We start from the raw sequence: 21,094 nt of genomic DNA on the forward strand, positions 1-21,094 counted from the left end.
CTGTCTTATATTAATCGCGATATATCTTGGTATTAAGGATTTTAATGATACTCAAACATTTAGCTTTGGCATCTTTTGCTATTTTGTCTTTAAGCGCTTGCCAAACTACAACAGATTCAGAACCAACCCCGATTGTTAATGTGCCATTTACTGCACCTTTAGCCTCTGACTTTAGAAGTGAAATTGCTATTGCACGCTACTCAGAGTTATTGAATAGGGCTGACTTAAGCGAAGAGCAACAAGCTAAGCTTTATTACGACCGTGGTGTACTTTTCGATAGTCTAGGTATGACCACTCTTTCGCGTATTGATTTTAACCGCGCAGTAAAACTTAAGCCTGATTTAGCTGAAGTGTATAATTTTTTAGGTATTCAACATACGCTTATGCAGCAGTACGAAAAAGCCTATGAGTTTTTCGATTCAGCTCTAGAACTTGACGAAGAGCATGAATATGCCTATTTGAATCGAGGAATTGCACTGTATTACGGCGATAGAGCTGGCCTTGCTAAAAATGACTTTAACGAGTTTTTAGCCCGTTCTCCTAACGATCCGTACCGTGTTTTATGGGTTTATTTAGCCCAGGCACAAGAGGATAAAGTAATCGCACTTGATGCCCTTAAACAAAATGCGACTGCGCTTGATGAATCGCAATGGGCGTATCAGTTAATTTCTCTTTATACGGGCGATATGAGTGAACATGCATTTTTATCAGGCATTAGTGATGGTGTTAGAACTGAGCAAGAATATGCGCAGCGTTTATGTGAAGCTTATTTTTACTTAGCCAAAATGCATCAAGCAGCGGGTGAGCTGTATTTAGCATCAGACTATTTTAGGCTTGCGCTAGCAACTAATGTACATGAGTTTATTGAGTACAAATATGCGCGTTTAGAACTTGAGTTGATGGAAGGTGTTGACGCAAGTTAAGCGTTTTAAATTAATAGGTGTATTACTATGTTGTTTGTTAATTACAGGCTCGAGTAATCACCTTGGCGCTATTGGCTTTTGGCATGTTTTAAATACAAAAGCCAATGTTCTACAAAGTTATTGGAATTCACCAGCTTATTTTTCTGATCACCTAGAGCAGTTACCAAAGACCTCTTTAGCTATACTTGCTCGCAGTAAAATTTCCTCAGCACAATATATGTATTCTCTTAAGCTTATTAAAAGCAGTCAGAGTGATACTGCAAAACAATTTTGGCTCTCAGCTATAAATGACTTAACAATCCCAGAGCGTAAAATATTAGCAACAAAGTTACTTGAGCAATCACGTTGGAGCGATTTAGAGTTACTCGCTAGTAAAAACAAATTACCAGCAGGAGATGTACTAAATCATCTAAAACTTCAGTTAAAAATACCACAGAGTAAAATATCTACCGCGTTTATCCACGATCTCGGTTTTTCATCTTTAAGAAATATAAGCAAACCTAATAAGCAATGTATGTTTAACGTGCTGACTATGAGCGATCATCGCAGTGGCTTATATAAACTTACAGAGTTTATTAATGCTTATAATAAACAACCAGAGCCCCGTGAAAATATTTTTTGCTTTTCAAAACCCGTTTACGTTGCGGGTATGCTTGAGTGTAAAAGTAGTACTAGTCAAATAGCAAAGTGTGACTGGCAATCATCTAAACTTAATAGCCAGCTTCCTAACAATTTTGATTTTATAGTGATGATGCCTAAAGATGGAACGGCTAATGTCACGAAGGGAACAATGCTAATAAACTCAAAAGCAAAATACAGTATATTTTTGCATGAGCTGATGCATTTTAACGGTTTTGAAGATGAATACGCTTTGCCTAAAACTAAGCAAGCATGGTTGTGTGCAAAAACGGGTTTTGTTGCACCTAATTTATTTATTTCTCATGGTGAGTCGCCGCCAACAGGTTGGCATAAAGCAAAGAGTTGCCAGGTAGGGGGTATTGCTTATAAACCTAGTGAAAATTGGTCTATTATGCAATATCAGCAGTTAGGGCTCTCAGCGCAGTATAGACAACTTTGGTTGAAACATTTAGATATGACCAATGGTAACTTTCATCGTCACCCTGGCGCGCTTACATTTGCAAATAAGGCCATATTAAATTAACAATTATCAGTATTAATTAATTGTTTTTTTAGGCTTAATAAATTGTTAGTTCTTGTTTAAAAAACACCCATACAGAACCGCTTTTTATAGACAAAATCAGTGTTTTTCAGTATAACTATAGTCATTAATGTCGTTTAAAAACAGGCAGTAAAAGCATCACTTAGTATTAAAAAGAGATGCCCTGATAAACTTATGATAATAAAAGGCCCTACATTATGACTTTGCTCTGGATACCCTTGTTATCCTTAATTGGCAGTGTTATTTCTGCATGCACAGGTAAGTTATCCCGCAATTTAAGCACTAGTTTAACGGCTCTTGCGCCTTTGACGGCTTTGGGGATTACTCTATACCATGCACCTGCCGTTTTAGCGGGCGAAACCATTCGTTATTCTTTAGCTTGGATCCCGTCAATAGGACTCGATTTGTCTCTGCGGTTAGACGGCCTCAGTTTATTGTTTATGTTTATGATTTTAGGCATAGGCTTGCTCGTTATCCTCTACACCCGTTACTACCTAAGCGCTAATGACTCAATGGCTAAGCTATATAGTTACTTAATGCTATTTATGACTGCAATGCTTGGTATTGTTATGTCTAACAACGTCATTCAACTGTGGTTGTTTTGGGAATTAACGAGCATCAGCTCATTTTTATTAATTAGTTTTTGGTGGCATAAATCAGAAGCGCGAAAAGGCGCACGTATGGCGCTTGCTGTAACAGGCGCGGGCGGCTTAGCGTTACTTGCTGGATTGATGCTATTAGGTGATATTGTTGGTAGTTACGACCTAGATGTTATTCTAGCGAGTAAAGCAATAATTCAATCTCATGATTTATACGAAGTAGCATTGGTATTGGTGCTACTGGGTGCGTTTACTAAATCGGCACAATTTCCATTTCACTTTTGGCTTCCTCATGCAATGGCAGCGCCTACGCCAGTAAGCGCGTATTTACATTCTGCGACGATGGTAAAAGCCGGTATATTTTTGTTAGCACGTTTTCATCCTGCTTTGGCAGGCACCGATACTTGGTTCTTGCTCGTTGGGTTAACGGGTTTAGCTACGCTGTTGTTTGGCGCTTATATAGCACTATTCAAACACGACTTAAAAGGCTTGTTAGCCTATTCAACAATAAGCCATTTGGGTTTAATAACGCTATTACTCGGACTTGATACTGAGCTTGCGACTGTTGCTGCTATTTTTCACATAATTAACCATGCAACGTTTAAAGCGTCGTTATTTATGGCCGTTGGTATTATTGATCACGAAACGGGCACGCGCGATATGCGTAAATTAAATGGTATGTGGCGATACTTACCATACACTGCAACGCTTGCGATGGTCGCGGCGGCTGCAATGGCAGGAGTTCCTTTACTAAATGGCTTCTTGTCTAAAGAAATGTTTTTTGCAGAAACGCTACACCAGCAAGTGCTTGGTTCTATGTCGTGGTTAATTCCAGTACTGGCAACTGTTGCAGGTGCATTAGCTGTTGCGTACTCAGCACGCTTTATTCATGACGTGTTTTTTAATGGTGAACCAATTGATTTACCTCGTACGCCGCATGAGCCACCGCGCTATATGCGTGTACCAATAGAAATACTCGTTGTGATTTGTTTGTTAGTGGGTATGTTCCCGCACTTTACAATTGATGGCATTTTATCTGCGGCGTCTTTAGCTGTACTTGGAAAAGAAATGCCGGTGTACGAATTGGCTATCTGGCATGGGTTTAACTTGCCTCTACTAATGAGTGCGATGGCGATTGCTGGCGGCTTATTTATTTATATTAATCGTAAATATCTATTTCAATTTCAAGCATCGTTACCACCTCTAAACGCTAAAAAAACGTTTGAACGTGTGATATTAAGCGTTATTGCTTGGTGTCAGTCAAAGGTAAGCAGTACAGAAAATGGATCACTACAGCGCTACCTTGTAATTATGCTAGCAGTAGTATTACTGTGTGCGGGTTGGCCATTATTTGAAATGCAACAACTTGCCGGTAGCATGCCACTTACACCTGTTGATGTGCACAATGCAATTGGTGCAGGCTTATTGATTATTGGTGCTCTTGCTACCGTTATTTGGCATCGCTCTCGAATGGTATCGCTATTAATGCTCTCAATTGTAGGATTAATGGTGTCGGTTGTATTTACACGCTTTTCTGCTCCAGATTTAGCGCTTACGCAGCTAACTGTTGAGGTTGTTACTATTATTTTACTTATGCTGGCATTGTTTTTCTTGCCTCAGCATACGCCAAAAGAGTCAAGTTCATTACGCGTACTTCGAGACTTAGCAATAGCCTCTACGTTAGGTGTAGTGATAGCGAGTATTTGTTATGCATTACTTACACGTCCATTAGATTCAATCTCAGACTTCTTTATTGCTAACGCTAAAATTGGTGGCGGTGGTACTAACGTAGTTAACGTTATTCTAGTCGACTTTAGGGGCTTTGATACGCTTGGTGAAATTACCGTATTAGGCATTGCCGCATTAGGTATATTTAAAGTACTTTCTCGAATCCCATTATTTATGCCAGCGAGCGACAGCGAAGGGCGCCCATGGGCACGAGAGCGCCATCCAATATTACTGGCGAGTATTTCACAAAGTTTATTACCGCTTGCGTTATTGGTTTCTGCATATATTTTCTTACGCGGGCATAACTTACCTGGTGGTGGCTTTATTGCTGGGTTAGTAACATCAATCGCGTTTATTTTGCAATACATGGCGCATGGTACAGCATGGATAAACGAACGCTTTGATGTTAATTATCGCAAAATTATAGCCTCAGGCATTGGTATTTCTTTGTTTACAGGTGTGGGTAGTTGGTTCTTCGATAAGCCATTTTTAACAACTTGGTTTGACTACTTTGATATTCCGTTTGTCGGTAAAACAGAGCTTGCCAGCGCGATTGCATTTGACCTAGGTGTTTACTTAACTGTTGTAGGCGCTACGTTAATGATTTTAGCAAGCTTAGGTAATATGACAGCAGATACCCAGAAAAAAGAGGTAAATATTTAATGGAATTATTGTACGCATCTTGCGTTGGAGTATTGGTCAGTTGCGGTGTGTTTTTACTGCTAAGAGCTCGTACGTTCCCTGTAGTACTTGGGCTTACTATGATTTCATACGCTGTTAACTTATTTTTGTTTTCAGCAGGTCGCCTTACTATTAATAAAGCGGTAGTACTTGGTACTGGCACAGAATACGCCGATCCTCTACCTCAAGCATTAGTACTAACTGCAATAGTGATTGGTTTTGCGATGACCGCATTTGTGGTTATTTTGGCAATACGTGGGCGCGCCGATTTAGGTAGTGACCATGTTGATGGTTATGTGCCTAACACCTCTGCAGATAATAAGGAGCAAAAATGATCCAACATTTAGCTTCGCTACCTATTTTATTACCTATGTTGACGGCAGTTATTTTATTGCTGCCGCCATGTGGTAAAAGCGTCAAAATTCGCCGCTTAGTTTCAATTGTAATGGCAATAGCTACTTTTGCCATTAGTGTGCTTTTACTTGTACATATTAATAATACAGGTATTAATGTTTACGCTATTGGTAGTTGGTCTGCACCATTTGGGATAGTCTTAGTCGCTGACATGTTATCTACCTTATTGGTTACGTTAACTTCACTTTTAGGTTTGGGCGCTATTTTATATGGTAGTGCTGGCGATGATGAAAAGGGCAGCTTTTATCATCCACTTGTCCACTTTTTAATATTGGGTGTAAATGGCGCGTTTTTAACTGGCGATTTATTTAACCTATTTGTTTTTTTTGAAGTGTTACTGATTGCATCATATGCACTGTTAATGCACGCAGGTGATAAACAAAACACTCGTGCGGCACTGCAATATGTAATATTAAATTTAGTTGGCTCAAGCGTATTTTTAATCGGTTTGGGTATTTTGTACGGTGTACTTGGTACGCTTAATATTGCAGATATGGCGCAAAAAGTATCACAGCTTTCGGGCGATGATGTATACCTAGCAAAAGCAGGTGGTTTATTACTATTAATTGTATTTGCTTTAAAGGCCGCACTATTACCTCTGCATTTATGGCTTCCAAATACGTATTCAAGCGCTAAACCTGTAGTTGCAGCATTGTTTGCGATTATGACCAAAGTAGGCGTTTACGCCATGCTTCGTGTTTACACGGTGATATTTGGCGAACAAGCAGGAGCGCTTGAACATATGGCGCAGCCTTGGCTTTGGGGCTTAGCAATTGCCACCATTATAGTGGGTGCCATTGGCGTTATGGCAGCGCAAGACTTACGTAAACTCACCTCTAACTTAGTATTAGTATCGGTAGGTACGTTGGTTGCGCTAATTGCATTGCAAAATGTAAATGCCACTGCTGCACTTTTATATTATTTAGTGCATTCAACAGTTGTTAGTGCCGCACTGTTTTTACTAGCAGACCTTGTTTCTACGCAGCGCGGTAAAGTTGGTGATAGGCTAGTAGCGGGTCGCTCTGTTAAACAACCATTTTTATTAGGTGTGTGCTTTATTGTTGCAGCTTTAACTGTAGTTGGTATGCCGCCACTATCAGGCTTTGTAGGCAAAATTTGGATACTTAAAGCCACATTAAATAGTGAGCAAGCTTTACTATTTTGGCCTGTATATTTAGTAACAAGCTTTGCGTTGTTGGTAGCGCTTTCGCGTGCTGGCACGACCTTGTTTTGGGAGCATAAAAGTAAAAATAGCGAAAACGCAGATTGTGCAAATGCACACCCGTTGCAGGTAATTGTAATTATAGGTTTACTTGCGTGTTCGCCATTGCTCGTTATTTTTGGCGGACCAATAAGTGAATACATGCTAGGTGCTGCTACTCAGTTACATGATATAAGCGGCGGTATTAATGCTGTACTTAAAGGAGGCATGTGATGAGATTACAAGCCCGTTTTCGTTGGTTACCAACGCCATTTCGTAGCTTATTTTTGTTTATGGTTTGGCTATTGTTAAATAATAGCGTGTCGGTAGGGCACTTAGTATTAGCGACTATTTTTGCAATACTTATCCCGATATTAAGTTTTTCGCTTCGCGAGCCTCAGCCACTAATTTTAAAGCCGGGCTTGGCTCTTAAGCAGTTGCTTATTGTGCTGTACGATATTGTCGTAGCAAATTTACAAGTGGCTTTACTTATACTTGGGCCATCTAAAAATTTGCGTCCGGCATTTATAAAAGTACCGATAGATTTAACTCATGATATGCCAATTACCATATTGGCCAGTAGTGTATCGCTTACACCCGGTACAGTGAGTGCAGAGGTTTACCCAATTGCTGAATCGTTACCTGAGGGTGAAGAGCCAACACAACGCTACTTATTAATACATGTGCTTGACCTTAAAGATGAAGAAGCACTTATCAAACAAATAAAACAACGCTACGAAGCTCCACTAAAGGAGATATTTCAATGTTAGACACCGTATTACTCATTGTTTTTTCGATGATTGGCTTATCATTATTGCTTAATTTATGGCGATTGATCATTGGCCCATCAGTGCCTGATCGTGTTTTAGCGCTCGATACAATGTACATTAACGTCATTGCACTGATTATTTTATATAGCATTAGTATGGATACAGGGCTTTATTTTGAAGCTGCACTGCTTATTGCCATGCTAGGTTTCATAAGTACAGTTGCAGTGTGTAAGTATTTACTACGTGGCGATATAATTGAATAAGGTGAAAACATGATCAGCGAATGGGTTGTATCAATATTATTGTTATTTGGTGGTACGTTTATTTTAATTGGCTCAATAGGCTTAGTTAAACTACCTGACTTTTTTATGCGTTTGCATGGGCCAACTAAAGCAACAACGTTGGGCATGGCAAGTATGCTAATTGCAGCTATGGTTTATTTTGCAAATTCAGGGCATGGCCTAAGTGTTAAAGAAATACTCATTACTATATTTTTACTAATTACGGCACCGATTAGTGGTTACATGCTAATAAAGTCAGCTATTCATCATAAGCTAAAAGCCAAAGAAGGCACTAAAGGCCTAGATAATGTAGAAGACGATTAACATAAAAATATATTTATAAAAGGCCGAATAAATTCATTTTATTCGGCCTTTTTAGTGACTGCTTGTACCCTTTACAAGACTAATTAATAATGTAACTATAAAACGATTATTTATATGAAAGGATATTATTATGGGTAAGGTACTACTTTTATCATTACTGATTTTTTCTAGTAGTTTGTATGCTGAACAAAATACTAAGCAGCAAAAAATAGATGAACTTATTAGTGTAATGAATTTAGATTCAATGGTTGATTCTATGTACGGCCAGGTTGAAGGCATGATGAAAGGCATGTCAGACCAAATGGGCGTTAAGCCTTCTGAACAGGCAATTTTTGATAAATACTACAGCGACATGACGACGGTATTAAAAACCGAAATGAGCTGGGCCAAAATGCAGCCGATGATGATTAGCGTGTACGACAAACATTTTAGTGAGCAAGAAATTGCCAATATGTTAGCGTTTTATAAAACAGATACAGGGCAAAAAATACTTGAAAAAATGCCTGTTGTAATGCAAGAGTCTATGCAAATGTCACAAAGCTTAATGAAAGATGCTATGCCTAAAATACAAACTTTAGCGCAGCAACTAAGCGACGAATTAGAGCAAAGCCGTAGCGAATCAAACTAGGGCTGCGCATGTTTGGTATTTATGCTGCGTTATCGCCTATTTATGGGGAATAACCACACTACATAGGCTCTGCCTTGCCTAAAGACCAAACAGTCTGCTGTAAATTAAACCACCAATGATCAACACGCCCTTAGATTAATACGCGCCTTACTTAGGCGCTTCTCTCCTAAATTACCCCCCTCCAGATAATACACGGCCGATATCAGCTTAAGTTAATTATGTTTGTGTCACTATACCAATAACCAACAATACTTAATCAATTTGAGGGATTAAATTCGGCGTTAACTGCGTTAAACATTTTGATATACGACTGCATGGATGCAGAGGCAATTAGTGATAACAACTAAATAACGAAACCTTTGCCTTGTTATCAACACTATTTTCTTGTCTTAAATAGGTTACTTAATTAAGCGAATTGGTATTATTTTATTAGTTTTAAAATAGTCATTGACCTATGTGTTGCACCTAGGTTTATTATGAAGCTACTGAAACACGACGGAGCTAAATTATGTATGTTAAACAACTCGCCAAGTTAATGGGCGTGACTGCCGATACTGTTCGTCATTACACACGTATTGGGTTACTTAACCCAATACGCAGTGAAGAAAATGGCTATCAAGAGTATACAAAGCAAGACCAGCAGCGTTTAAAGTTTATTATTAGCTCTCGTCAACTTGGTTTTTCACTCAAAGATATTCAACACATTATAGGCGAGTCAGAGCAGGGGAATTGTCCTTGTCCGTTAACGCGTAAACTCATTACTAAACGCCTAGAAGAAACCGAAGCACTATTTCAAGAAACATTAAAATTACGAAACAGAATGCATGCAGCTCTGGCGCAATGGGATACATCAGCCGATGGTGCAAATGCCAGTGACGTGTGTAGTTTAATAGAATCATTTGTTGATCCTATAAACGATTCTGCAAATAAGGAGCAGCGTAATGACGACTAATACAAAAGACACCGCGCAAAACTTTATTATTGAAGGTGCTAATTGCGGCAGTTGTGTGGCTAAAATTGAAAAAGCCCTTAATAGCGTGCAAGGTGCGCAAAATGTAGAAATGAACTTTGCTGAGCGTACAGTACGTGTAGAAGGTAAAGCTTGCGAAAGCACGCTTATTAAAGCAGTCGAAAACATTGGTTATTCAGCTAAGCCAATGAGTAACGAGTCTGATCAAGATGCACTTGATGAAAAAGCAAAGTCGGACGAGGCACATTACAAAAAGCTAATGCGTAATATGATATTAGCGTTAGGGGTCGGTGCACCGTTAATGATATACGGGCTTATTTTTGACATGAGTGTGACCACCGACACACAACGAATAGCATGGTTTTTAGTGGGTATAGTCACGCTTGTGGTTATGGCTATATCAGGTAAACAATTTTACAACGGTGCATGGCAGGCATTCAAAAACCATGCTGCCAATATGGATACATTAATAGCGCTTGGTACAGGTACTGCGTGGTTGTATTCAATGTTTGTGGTAATAGCACCAAACTTATTACCACAAGTCGCAAGACACGTATATTTTGAAGCATCATCGATGATCATCGGTTTAATTAGTTTAGGGCTCGCTTTTGAAGTAAAAGCACGTGGGCGCACCTCACAAGCAATTAAACGCTTAATTGGCCTGCAACCAAAAACTGCACGCGTAATTCGCGATGGGCAAGAGCAAGACATCGACATTAGTGATGTGGTAAAAAATGATGAAGTACGCGTACGCCCGGGTGAAAAAATCCCTGTGGATGGCGATGTTATTGAAGGCAGCAGTACGGTTGATGAGTCAATGCTTACTGGTGAGCCAATGGCTGTAAGCAAAAAAACGGGCGACAAAGTCGTTGCCGGAAGTATTAATAAAAGTGGCACTTTATTATTTAAAGCCACGCACATTGGTAGCGAAACCACACTGGCTAATATTATCAATATGGTAAAACGTGCACAAAACTCTAAGCCATCAATAGGGCGCTTAGCTGATGTTATATCAGGAATATTTGTACCAACAGTCATGATTATTGCAGTACTTGCGGGTCTTGCATGGTTAAACTTTGGACCTGAGCCATCAATTGCTTATGCCGTTGTTGCAATAACCACTGTACTTATTATTGCGTGTCCTTGTGCGCTAGGACTCGCAACCCCTATGTCGGTTATGGTGGGTATTGGTAAAGCTGCAGAGTCAGGAATATTAATTCGAAATGGTGAGTCGCTGCAAACAACATCTAAAATCACCACCATGATTTTAGATAAAACAGGCACTATTACTCAAGGTACACCGCAAGTTACCGATGTAGTTACGTTTAATAACAGTGATGAAAATACAGTAATGCAACGTGTTGCAAGCCTTGAAAGTAGCTCAGAGCATCCACTGGCAGAAGCAATTACGGCACACGCTAAAAAGCAGGGCTTAGCTTTAAGTAAAGTAGCCGACTTTAACGCAATTACAGGTAAAGGTGTAACTGGCAGTGTTGACGGGCAAACATTGTTGTTTGGTAATAAAGCGCTAATGGATAAATACGATGTAGCCGTTGATGATGCAACCGAGCAAGCTCAAACACTTGCCAGTGATGCTAAAACGCCCATGTATTTTGCAAGTAATAATAAGCTCCAAGCTATTATTGCAGTAGCAGATCCTATTAAAAAGGATTCAGTTGAAGCTATTAAACGCCTGCAAGATAAAGGTATCCACCTAGTTATGCTAACAGGTGACAACAAAGCCACTGCACAAGCCGTTGCTAAGCAAGTTGGTATTGATGACTTTATTGCAGAAGTAATGCCCGATGACAAAGTAAGCGAAGTAACAAAGCGTCAAGCAAACGGTGAAATAGTGGGTATGACAGGTGATGGTATTAACGATGCCCCCGCACTTGCGCAAGCCGATGTAGGGTTTGCAATTGGCACAGGTACCGATGTTGCAATAGAAAGTGCAGACATTACCTTAATGCGTGGTTCGTTACATGGCCTTGCTGATGCAATTGCAGTGAGTAATGCAACTATTTCAAATATTAAACAGAACCTATTTGGTGCCTTTATTTATAACGTGGCGGGTATTCCGATTGCAGCCGGCGTGTTGTATCCATTTTTTGGAATACTACTTAACCCTGTTGTTGCAGGTGCAGCTATGGCACTTTCATCGCTTACAGTGGTAAGTAACGCTAATCGCTTACGTTTTTTCAAACCAAATAAATCGTAATTTAAGCTAAGGAGTACATTATGTTGATGATTAATATAGGTGGTGCACTGTTAATAGCCGCAATTATTTATTGGTTTTGGCTATACAAACCAGAGCAAACACAAAGTGATGACAACAAAGTAACGATAGTCGTTGATAACGGTGTTTATAAGCCAGGACACATTAAAGTGGCAGCCAACAAAGAGGTTGTACTTACCTTTGATAGAAAAGACAGCGCGCCGTGCGCCGAAACCGTGGTATTTCCACAGCTTGATATAAGTAAAACTCTGGCAATGGGTGATGGCAACACAGTTAAACTACCCGTGCTTGAAGCCGGTGAGTATGATTTTCATTGCCAAATGCAAATGTATAAGGGCAAGCTAGTTGCTCAGTAACCTGAACTAAGTAGGTGTTGGGGTCGTATAGTTGCCTTATAAAAGTTATGAGTAGGAGTGGTTACATTAAATGAATAAATTAAACCCTAAAAAATTATTGAATAGTAAATGGACCGCAACACCTTCTATAAATAAAGAAAAACACTTCATTATTGTTGAGGTGGAATTTGATGAAGATGGTAATGTAATTGAGTGTATTACCGAGGCTGTTATGTCAAAAAATCAATATCCAATTAGTTGGCGAGATTTAAAAGATAACCAAAAGTGGCTACAAGGGTGGAAGTAGTTTAAATCTACATAATTTACCTCACTCCAATAGCGGCACATTTGCAGATAGCTGGCACACGATGTAGGTTTGCTTAACTCAAGCGAACCTATATTTTACGGCGCATTAAGTTATGAACTCAATGCTATAACTTAGCTCATATATCACATTCTTTCTGAGTAATTCGCCATTTGGCAACAAAACAGTTAATTTCAAAATATCCTTCCAAAATTTTTATAATAAATCTCAAAAACAATGTAACTTACTGATTATGAATAAATTAATTATTTAATAGTCGCGAATAAATCCTATGTTACTTCCATGTTCATATTCAGTTTATTTTGAAGACTAACCCAAACGCCCCCCTTATTGGCTTTTTAACAAAAGTGTGTCTTTTTAATTAAACTTAACTAATTGATTTATATCGATTTATTGTTTTTAGTTAAATGACTGTTGCTAAATAGCAACAATAACACCTCCCCAAATTAAGCTTCTCTCGTTTTATATCGTTTAACTCATTGTTTTTAAATAATAAATAAAAAGTGGCACCGAAGTTGTAATACCTAGAGTGTATTAAGCAAAACGTGATGAAAGCCAAAGGCCTTAATCGCAACAACCCAATGAAGGAATACTATTATGAAAACATTTCAATCAACACTAGTACTAATGGCGCTAGCTTCTTCATCAGCGGCTTTTGCAGCAACAGATTTTGATACGCTAGACGTAGATGGTAATGGCGCAATCAGCCAAGCCGAAGCATCAGTGGATGCTGAGCTTTTAAGCAAATTTGAAGAACTCGATACAAACCAAGATGGTGAGCTATCTGAAGATGAGTTTTCTAAGGCCTAAAATTAAAGCTTTAAACAGTTAATGCTCTGTAATGTTATCTAAATTCTGAGTTGCCAAAGACAACCTAAGTAGGCAAGGGAGCCTACTAAAAAGAATAACCAGGAAGTGACTAGAGAACACTATAGAGCAAATTTATTTAGGACACCGTATACTTTTGAAGGATTAAATTATGAAAAAGCTACAATCAACATTTGTACTTATGGCTATTGTTTCTTCGTCAGTCGTATTTGCAAACACAGACTTTGAAACACGCGATGCAGACGACAACGCTTCAATTAGTCGCTCTGAAGAATCGGTGCAAGTGATAGAGCAATTTGACGAGCTGAATGTTCAAAGTAGCGGTGGTCCGACAGAAAATGATTTTTTTGAATATTAATTTATAAACACTTTACTCCTAAAGGATCTTTGAAAAGGACTTCTTACCCCTAATCAGGCTCAAAGCCTAAGGAAACGATTATGAAAACATTACACAAAACTCTAGCACTTGTAGCCCTTTCTTCTTCTTCAGCGGCGTTTGCTGCGGTAGATTTTGATTCTTTTGATACTGATGGCGACGGCGTAATTAGTAAAACAGAAGCCCAAGTAAACTCGCAACTAGTACAGCTTTTTGATCAATTAGATGCAGATGGAAATGGCGAATTATCTAAAGAAGAGTTTTCGAAGGTTCAGTAACAGGCTCTATATTTAAGTTAGTCGTAAAGCCTTACCAGTCATACTCACAAAGCAGCTAAGTAATTAATACTTAGCTGCTTTTTTGTGCATTTAACTTAATATATTACTGTTTAGTCACCAAAATAGTGCAAAACTCGAGTTTTAATTTAATTAAGTTGCTGATTGTTAAGTTATTTTATTATTGGTTTTAAACTTGCAAATCTATTTATAACTTAGGTTAATGAGTATTTAAAATGGCGCGAATGAGTTATATCAGTAGTGTTGAGCGCTACCATGAATATGAGCATGTGATACACAGTTTACTTGAATCTATTTTGATGAGTATTGAGGATGGGTTAACTAAGGAGCGTGATACCCGCTACCTGATTAAGCAGTACCCATTTTTAGAATTACAATATTGTTTAAATGCAGAAGGTTTGCAGCAGGGTAATAATGTCTGCTTTAAACGGGCATATAGCAAAAAACTAGGTGAAAGTGGTAATCAACAAGATTTAAGCGAGCGACCCTATTTTTTGAACGCTAAAACAAGTGATAGAGTGTGCTTTACTGATCCCTACATTTCTATAGCGACTAACCATTTATGTATATCGGCGATTAAAGAACTAAAAAAACCAATTAATAATCAACATTACTTGGTCGTTGATGTGAGCTTAACGCAGCTTATTGAGTTTGTAATGGGTGATACTGCGCGCGCTAATATGTCGCCTTACTTTAAAGCGGGTTACGGTATTATTGTTGCGTGCTTATTTTGCTTAGTATTATTTTTACTGAATATCGTTTTTAATGATATATACGCGCTATTAACCCATGTAGATACCTCATCAGACCCACTTGAACCCTTTAGTATCATTATTTATATCACCCTAGCATTAGCAGTATTCGATTTAGGTAAAACAATACTCGAAGAAGAAATCCTTATGCATAAGGATATTTTTAGGCACTCATCTACGCGGCGCACTATTACACGGTTTATATCTACCGTGTTAATTGCTATATCAATTGAGGCGTTGTTAACTATGTTTAAAGCGGCGTTGGGGCAATCGGAGTATTTAATGCCTGCAATAGCGATGATGCTTGCAGTAGTGGGGCTTTTAATTGCACTAGCTATTTATGTTTATTTAGGAGCAAAGGCCGAAACGCTATTAATGCGGGCTCGTTTAAAACAAAAATCCTCCAAGTAGGAGGATTTTTATATTACATAACTATTAATAGTTATTTATTGTTTATCTTGCGCGCGTTTGGCTTTAAAGTCAGACTCGCTCGTCCACTTTGGCCAATCGCCATTGTTTGCAAGTTGAGTGGCTATATCAACAATAAGATCTATATCTTGCTTAACACCACCTAACGACCAATCAGCAGAGTAGTCGTCTGCTTCTTTATGGTACTTATGCGTAATGTACTCAGGATCGGTATCGCCCAGGCTCATAAATAATAAACTAGGCACGCCTTGCTTAGAAAGTGAGAAATGATCAGATCTAAAAAATAAGCCATTTTGCGGACGAGGATCCATTTTAACAACACGGCCTTGTGATTTTGCAGCCTTTGCTAAATAGTTTTCCATTGTCGATAAATCTTTACCGTATTGTAAAATGTAGTCAGTACCATCAAGCACGTTCATGCCATCAATATTTAATAGACCGACCATTTTTTTTGTAGGTACAACCGCACCCGATGCAAATTCTTCAGAACCAATTAACCCCGTTTCTTCTGCTGTAAAGTTAGCAAAAATAATTGAGCGTTTAAATGGTTTTTGCTTATTCATTTTGCTCATGATGCGTGCTATTTCAAGCGTGGCTGCAGTGCCTGAAGCGTTATCTACTGCGCCGTTATAAATCTTAGGGCCAGTATCCGTTTGTTTAGTACCAAAGTGGTCCCAGTGAGCGCTAATAACAACGTATTCGTCAGGTGATTCGCTACCTGTAATTTGTGCAACTACGTTATGCGATTTTGCATGAGATACTTCGTTTTTAAAGGCAAGGTTTGCTTTTAAGTTAAGTGGCGTCGCTTTAAAGTCATCATTTAATGCTGCTTGTTTTAAATCTTGATAGTTAAGCTTTGCGGCGTTAAACATCTTCTCAGTCGCATCAAGTGTTAGCCAGCCCATAACCGGTAATTTAGACGCGTTTAAATTGTTATCCATTAACGTGTATTTAGTGCCGGTGTTTGAACTTTCAACTACGCCCCAAGGGTATGCCGCAGGTGCTGTTTCATGAACAATAAATACAGCCTTTGCACCTTGGCGAGCGGCTTCTTCATATTTATAAGTCCAGCGACCGTAGTAGGTCATTGCATTGCCAGTAAAAAGGGCATCGTTTTGAGTAGCAAAGCCTGGATCGTTAACGAGCACAACCACTGTTTTACCCGTTACATCAATATTTTTATAATCATTCCACTTATATTCTGGCGCATTAATACCATAGCCCGCAAATACAACGTCAGAGCTTCTTACATCAATTAATGGCTGAAGTTGCTCGGTACGTGCGGTAAAGTCTTTGCCTGATTCAAAGCTCAAATCACCTACCTTTAACTGCATGTCCTGATTAGCTGTCACCATTGCCATTTTTACAGGCTGTAAGTATTTACCTTTATAAGCACCGGTTAAACCCAGCGCTTTATATTGCTCGCTTAAGTAGCCTACTGTTTTCACTTCGCCATGAGTAAGCGGGCCTCGGCCTTGAAAGTCATCAGAGGCTAGCGTTTTAATATGCTGTTTAATATTGCTAAGGCTTACACCGGCTGTATTTTCTAATGGGGTTTGTTCGCTTGCAGGCTCTGAGCAGCCAAAGAGTGCAACTAGCAGGCTTAGGCTAGCGCTTTTTAAAAGAGTAGATGCCATAGTCTTCATATTGTTATTTAATTAGGCTTTCAATATAAAGGAAGCACCGCAGCGATGTCGAATTTTTATAGAGAACTTTTCATTCAATTGCAGATTGATTTTATAAGGTGTATAAATAACGAACAACCTAAAGGAGCACATAATGAGCCAATGTAAAAAAAGTGGGTATTTATTTATAGCGAGTGGCATTGCATTTTTTGCTGCTGCAATATTAGCTGAGCAGGAGACATTTTTTGTGCTGTCTGCTTCTTTTATAATATTGGGCACTATAAGTATAAAAAAAGCGGCTTAATAACCGCTTAGTTTTTTTAGCTAAATATAAAGCTTAAATACAATACTTGGTACTAAAAGCAAAAAACCAGCATTAGCTGGTTTTTTAGTATAAGTTGCAGTTAGCTTTATGCGTCTGCAAGCTTTACGCGGATCTTACTTTTATCAACAGTAGATTGGTTAAGTGCTTTAATGGCGCTTTTACTTTCTATGTCGTTTGGCATTTCTAAAAAGGCAAAGCCTTTAGATTGGCCAGTTTCTTTATCAAGTACCAAGTTGCAGGTAGTCACTTTACCGTGCTCTGCAAATAAAGTACGAAGCTCATGCTCAGTGGTAGCACGAGACAAGTTACGAACTAATAGTTTCATAATGAACCTAAATAATTATGTCAGTACTAATTATCTCAAGTAACTCAGCTTTAACCTAATTTTATTTTAAAACATATATAAATAAACGTTCTATAGGAATAATTGTTTGTATCACACTGAAAAAACATAGCTTTTATAATTTTAAATGGATTGCCATCAAATTGGTTATGTTAATTGGTAATTGAGTTGTGGTTATTTGCATAATTAATTGGTAAGTTTATGTTTTATTAACTTACTATTAACTATAAAGCTAACAATGCCAAAATATAATCTTAAACTGCGTAATGTAATTACAACCGCACTTCTATCTTGTTTAGTTGTTGGTTGTGGCAGCTCAGGCTCTGATTCTACGGTGCAAAATAATGAAGCGATTACTTTACAAACTCCTGCAATAATTGGTGGTAATAGCCGAGGCGAAGTTATTAGTAATAGTAATGATGCAATAACAGGCTCATTAACCATTACTGATCAACAATCCGGTGAGGCTGCTTTTATAGCACAAGAAAATAGCGCTACTAGCTATGGTTTTTTTAGCTTAAATGCTGGTGGAAATTGGTCATACACACTTGATGATTTAAACGCTTCAATAACATCTTTAAGTGAAGATGAAACACTGCAAGACACAATAACAGTAAACTCTTTAGATGGTACTGGCGCACAAATTATCATAACAATTGTTGGTGCACCAATAACTCAAGCTGATGGCTTTGAGAGCATCTTGCACGTGTTATTGCAATCAGATGGCGTAGATTCGGGACTTGACGCATACACACTTATTGAAAATGCATTCGGCGAAGGGTCAATTGAATCTCCAGATTTATACGCTGGCAATCATGAAAGTGTTGTCCATATTATCGAAGATACCGATACGATAATTGGTAGCCATTTTGTATTTTTAGCCCACCGGGATGATGACCAAGATAAAGACAAAGGTGCAAGTGACAGGCAACGCAACGAAATAAAAACCTACGATAAATCACCACAAGAAACACTGGCATTTGAGGGTGAGACATTTCAATATAGCTGGAAATTTAAAGTAAGCAGCGAGCTTGAGCTTACGAGTAAGTTTAGCCATTTTTTTCAAATAAAAGCCCGTAACGAAAGTAACGACAACACCAATGGTAATGACGATCAGCCTATTATCACTCTCTCAGGAGCGCAAAAAAACAGTACAGGCAATCAACTGCAAGTGCGGTATAGCGCAGGATTTGACGAAAACGGTAACAGCACGGGTCTTGATAAAAACTTAATTGAAACCGACTGGTCTTTAATTACAGATGAATGGGTCGAGGTATTTGTACAAGCTACATTTAGTGAAAGTGGTAAGCTTGATATGACATTAACGCGCTTAAGCGACAACGCAGAGATATTTAATATAAGCGAGCAAAACATAGATATGTGGCGCGGCTTTAATGATGATGATTTTGCTCGTCCTAAGTGGGGAATATACCGCTCAATTGTTGAAACCGACAGCCTTCGAGTTGATGAAGAACGTGTTAGGTTTGCTGATTTTTCTATCATAAGAGGTAAGTTAGCGCAGTAAGCTATTTTATCAATTAGCATGAAAAAGCCGTTAATAATTATGCATTATTAACGGCTTTTTTTATTCTTTGATAAAAGTGGTTATTTTACTTCTTTGCCCGCTGCTTGTTGATCAGCATGGTAGCTTGAGCGTACAAACGGACCTGAAGCCGCGTGAGTAAAGCCAATTTCGTCTGCATACGCTTTTAAGCCGTCAAACTCTACTGGTGGCACGTAGCGTTTAACCGGTAAGTGATGCTTAGAAGGTTGTAGATATTGGCCTACAGTTAGCATGTCAACGTTGTGTGCACGTAAATCGCGAAGTACTTCTTCAATTTCGCTAATTTCTTCACCTAAACCTACCATTAAGCCTGATTTAGTTTTAACTTCTGGGTGAGCTTCTTTAAAGCGACGAAGTAATTCTAATGACCATTTGTAGTCAGCACCTGGGCGAGCTAGTTTGTATAAACGTGGCGCAGTTTCAAGATTGTGGTTAAACACATCTGGTGGCGTCTCGATTAATATCTCTAATGCGCGGTCCATACGACCACGAAAATCAGGTACTAAAATTTCGATAGTAATAGTTGGATTATGTTTACGAATCTCACGAATACAATCGGCAAAATGCTGAGCACCGCCATCTCGTAAATCATCACGGTCAACTGAAGTGATTACAACGTAGCTTAGCTTCATATCTTTTATAGTAAGTGCTAGCTTTTCAGGTTCAGTGGCATCAGGTTTTAATGGACGACCGTGAGCAACATCACAAAATGGGCAACGACGAGTACAAATAGCACCTAAAATCATAAAGGTAGCTGTACCGTGGTTAAAGCATTCAGATAGGTTAGGGCACGAAGCCTCTTCACATACCGAGTGTAAGCCATGCTTACGTAGCGCTTTTTTAATGCCGTCAATGCGATCGGTTGATTTAGGTAAGCGAATTTTTAACCATTCTGGCTTACGCAACATTTCAGTTTTTTCTGTAGGTAAAACTTTTACTGGGATCAACGCCATTTTTTCTGCGTCGCGTAGTTTTACACCTGGTTCCATTTTGACTGGTTTATTCATTCGTTTTCAAACCCTTCAGTATGCTTAACCTGTGTTGCATTAAGCTTCTTGATCATGTGTTTCACCAATCCTTCACCTGCACTTTCTAGGTTTTGAGGACCATCTAATTCTTTAGTTTGCACCATATTCATGCCCGCATAACCACATGGGTTAATGCGTAAAAATGGACTTAGGTCCATGTTAACATTTAATGCTAAGCCATGAAACGAGCAACCACGACGAACCCTTAACCCAAGGGATGCAATTTTGCTGTCGTTAACGTAAACACCGGGTGCATCAGCTTTAGCATAAGCTTCAATACCATACTCGGCGAGTGATTCAATAATGCACTCTTCAAGCCATGTAACCAATTCACGTACACCAATCTTTAAACGACGTAGATTAAATAATACATACATCATTTGCTGGCCAGGGCCGTGATAAGTTACTTGTCCACCACGGTCAACTTTAATCACCTCAATGTCGCCAGGAGCTAGTAAGTGTTCGTCCTTACCAGCCTGACCTTGGGTGAATACACTCTCGTGCTCTACAAGCCAAATTTCATCTGGCGTATTTTCATCACGGGTGTCGGTAAAGTCCTGCATTTTTTGCCAAATTGGCATATAACGCTGACGACCCAGTTGGCGTACGATCAAAGTGTTTTCGTTCACAACAAATCTCAACTATGGCTTAAAGCATGTGGCGTACGTCATCAATATTGCTGATCACGTTGTAAATTTCTTCAATGTGTTTGCCACTAGTAACCGTTGCTACAAGGCTTACTGACTCGTAATTACCTTTGCTGCTTGGTTTTACTTTAGGGGCGTAATCGCCAGGTGCTATTGGTTGTAACTTAGCTAAAATTTGATCAGTTAAGTTTACATTAGCTAAACCCATTATTCTGAATGTAAATGGGCAAGGGTACTCTAGGTACTCATCAAATTTAGTATCTTTAACAGGTTGAACCACGACGGT

The 21,094-nt window shown here is 38.9% G+C and carries 24 protein-coding genes; 19 read left to right on the plus strand and 5 right to left on the minus strand.

The features are described from left to right. The first annotated feature begins 44 nt into the window (after positions 1–44). The 17 genes from nlpI to P20429_RS04470 all read left to right on the plus strand — a co-directional run bounded on the left by nlpI (position 45) and on the right by P20429_RS04470 (position 15,258). Positions 45–923 carry a lipoprotein NlpI gene (gene nlpI / locus P20429_RS04550; protein WP_007585513.1) on the plus strand — a complete coding sequence of 293 codons (879 nt, stop codon included), beginning with the start codon at positions 45–47 and terminating at the stop codon, positions 921–923. Further along, on the plus strand, positions 910–2,085 hold the full coding sequence (locus P20429_RS04545) for a hypothetical protein (protein ID WP_007585515.1): 1,176 nt from the start codon (positions 910–912) through the stop codon (positions 2,083–2,085). Before nlpI ends, P20429_RS04545 begins: the two co-directional genes overlap by 14 nt. 215 nt (positions 2,086–2,300) lie before the next feature. Beyond that, complete coding sequence (locus tag P20429_RS04540) at positions 2,301–5,093, plus strand: monovalent cation/H+ antiporter subunit A (protein WP_033027043.1); 2,793 nt, start codon at positions 2,301–2,303, stop codon at positions 5,091–5,093. Further along, on the plus strand, positions 5,093–5,446 hold the full coding sequence (locus tag P20429_RS04535) for a Na+/H+ antiporter subunit C (protein ID WP_010554685.1): 354 nt from the start codon (positions 5,093–5,095) through the stop codon (positions 5,444–5,446). Before P20429_RS04540 ends, P20429_RS04535 begins: the two co-directional genes overlap by 1 nt. After that, entirely contained in the window at positions 5,443–6,960 is a 1,518-nt protein-coding gene (locus P20429_RS04530; RefSeq protein WP_007585521.1) for a monovalent cation/H+ antiporter subunit D, read from the plus strand. Before P20429_RS04535 ends, P20429_RS04530 begins: the two co-directional genes overlap by 4 nt. Next, positions 6,960–7,496: a Na+/H+ antiporter subunit E gene (locus P20429_RS04525; RefSeq protein WP_007585523.1), complete on the plus strand. Its 537-nt coding sequence runs from the start codon at positions 6,960–6,962 to the stop codon at positions 7,494–7,496. Before P20429_RS04530 ends, P20429_RS04525 begins: the two co-directional genes overlap by 1 nt. Further along, positions 7,490–7,759: a K+/H+ antiporter subunit F gene (locus tag P20429_RS04520; protein ID WP_007378493.1), complete on the plus strand. Its 270-nt coding sequence runs from the start codon at positions 7,490–7,492 to the stop codon at positions 7,757–7,759. The genes P20429_RS04525 and P20429_RS04520 overlap by 7 nt, the downstream gene beginning before the upstream one ends. A gap of 9 nt (positions 7,760–7,768) precedes the next feature. Next, positions 7,769–8,101, plus strand: a complete 333-nt coding sequence (locus P20429_RS04515; RefSeq protein WP_007585525.1) for a Na+/H+ antiporter subunit G — start codon at positions 7,769–7,771, stop codon at positions 8,099–8,101. A 130-nt stretch (positions 8,102–8,231) separates the two neighbouring features. Continuing rightward, positions 8,232–8,729 carry a DUF2059 domain-containing protein gene (locus P20429_RS04510; RefSeq protein WP_007585526.1) on the plus strand — a complete coding sequence of 166 codons (498 nt, stop codon included), beginning with the start codon at positions 8,232–8,234 and terminating at the stop codon, positions 8,727–8,729. 508 nt (positions 8,730–9,237) lie between these two features. Then, on the plus strand, positions 9,238–9,681 hold the full coding sequence (locus P20429_RS04505) for a MerR family transcriptional regulator (protein WP_002958503.1): 444 nt from the start codon (positions 9,238–9,240) through the stop codon (positions 9,679–9,681). Continuing rightward, a complete protein-coding gene (locus tag P20429_RS04500) occupies positions 9,671–11,917 on the plus strand; it encodes a heavy metal translocating P-type ATPase (protein WP_007585528.1) in 2,247 nt (748 codons plus the stop codon). The genes P20429_RS04505 and P20429_RS04500 overlap by 11 nt, the downstream gene beginning before the upstream one ends. A gap of 20 nt (positions 11,918–11,937) precedes the next feature. Next, on the plus strand, positions 11,938–12,291 hold the full coding sequence (locus P20429_RS04495) for a cupredoxin domain-containing protein (protein ID WP_007585530.1): 354 nt from the start codon (positions 11,938–11,940) through the stop codon (positions 12,289–12,291). 70 nt (positions 12,292–12,361) lie between these two features. Next, entirely contained in the window at positions 12,362–12,577 is a 216-nt protein-coding gene (locus P20429_RS04490; RefSeq protein WP_007585532.1) for a TIGR02450 family Trp-rich protein, read from the plus strand. 615 nt (positions 12,578–13,192) lie between these two features. Then, a complete protein-coding gene (locus P20429_RS04485; RefSeq protein ID WP_007585535.1) occupies positions 13,193–13,405 on the plus strand; it encodes a calmodulin in 213 nt (70 codons plus the stop codon). 169 nt (positions 13,406–13,574) lie between these two features. Then, positions 13,575–13,781 (plus strand): hypothetical protein, encoded by a 207-nt coding sequence (locus P20429_RS04480; protein WP_007585537.1) that lies wholly within the window; start codon positions 13,575–13,577, stop codon positions 13,779–13,781. Between the two features lie 80 nt (positions 13,782–13,861). Further along, positions 13,862–14,077: an EF-hand domain-containing protein gene (locus P20429_RS04475; protein ID WP_007585539.1), complete on the plus strand. Its 216-nt coding sequence runs from the start codon at positions 13,862–13,864 to the stop codon at positions 14,075–14,077. A 233-nt stretch (positions 14,078–14,310) separates the two neighbouring features. Further along, positions 14,311–15,258: a PDC sensor domain-containing protein gene (locus tag P20429_RS04470; protein WP_024591129.1), complete on the plus strand. Its 948-nt coding sequence runs from the start codon at positions 14,311–14,313 to the stop codon at positions 15,256–15,258. Positions 15,259–15,293: 35 nt separating this feature from the next. On the opposite strand, the gene P20429_RS04465 is transcribed toward P20429_RS04470, so the two are convergent. Continuing rightward, entirely contained in the window at positions 15,294–16,913 is a 1,620-nt protein-coding gene (locus P20429_RS04465; RefSeq protein ID WP_007585543.1) for a M28 family metallopeptidase, read from the minus strand. A gap of 142 nt (positions 16,914–17,055) precedes the next feature. Between P20429_RS04465 and P20429_RS20730 the strand changes: the two genes are divergently transcribed. After that, on the plus strand, positions 17,056–17,205 hold the full coding sequence (locus P20429_RS20730; protein ID WP_007585545.1) for a hypothetical protein: 150 nt from the start codon (positions 17,056–17,058) through the stop codon (positions 17,203–17,205). Positions 17,206–17,311: 106 nt separating this feature from the next. Here P20429_RS20730 and P20429_RS04460 read toward each other — a convergent pair whose 3' ends face one another. Then, entirely contained in the window at positions 17,312–17,551 is a 240-nt protein-coding gene (locus tag P20429_RS04460) for an RNA-binding protein (RefSeq protein WP_007585551.1), read from the minus strand. Between the two features lie 256 nt (positions 17,552–17,807). Between P20429_RS04460 and P20429_RS04455 the strand changes: the two genes are divergently transcribed. After that, positions 17,808–19,094, plus strand: coding sequence for a VCBS domain-containing protein (locus P20429_RS04455; protein WP_007585553.1), 1,287 nt, complete (start codon positions 17,808–17,810; stop codon positions 19,092–19,094). A gap of 80 nt (positions 19,095–19,174) precedes the next feature. On the opposite strand, the gene lipA is transcribed toward P20429_RS04455, so the two are convergent. From lipA to ybeD, 3 genes are read right to left on the minus strand one after another with little or no spacing between them, the layout of a single operon-like run. Then, positions 19,175–20,140 carry a lipoyl synthase gene (gene lipA / locus P20429_RS04450; RefSeq protein WP_002958515.1) on the minus strand — a complete coding sequence of 322 codons (966 nt, stop codon included), beginning with the start codon at positions 20,138–20,140 and terminating at the stop codon, positions 19,175–19,177. Then, positions 20,137–20,790, minus strand: coding sequence for a lipoyl(octanoyl) transferase LipB (lipB, locus tag P20429_RS04445; protein WP_010554695.1), 654 nt, complete (start codon positions 20,788–20,790; stop codon positions 20,137–20,139). Before lipB ends, lipA begins: the two co-directional genes overlap by 4 nt. A 19-nt stretch (positions 20,791–20,809) precedes the next feature. Beyond that, positions 20,810–21,088, minus strand: coding sequence for a DUF493 family protein YbeD (gene ybeD, locus P20429_RS04440; RefSeq protein WP_002958517.1), 279 nt, complete (start codon positions 21,086–21,088; stop codon positions 20,810–20,812). Positions 21,089–21,094 lie beyond the last annotated feature (6 nt).

Source organism: Pseudoalteromonas sp. BSi20429 (assembly GCF_000238895.1).
GTDB lineage: Bacteria > Pseudomonadota > Gammaproteobacteria > Enterobacterales > Alteromonadaceae > Pseudoalteromonas > Pseudoalteromonas arctica.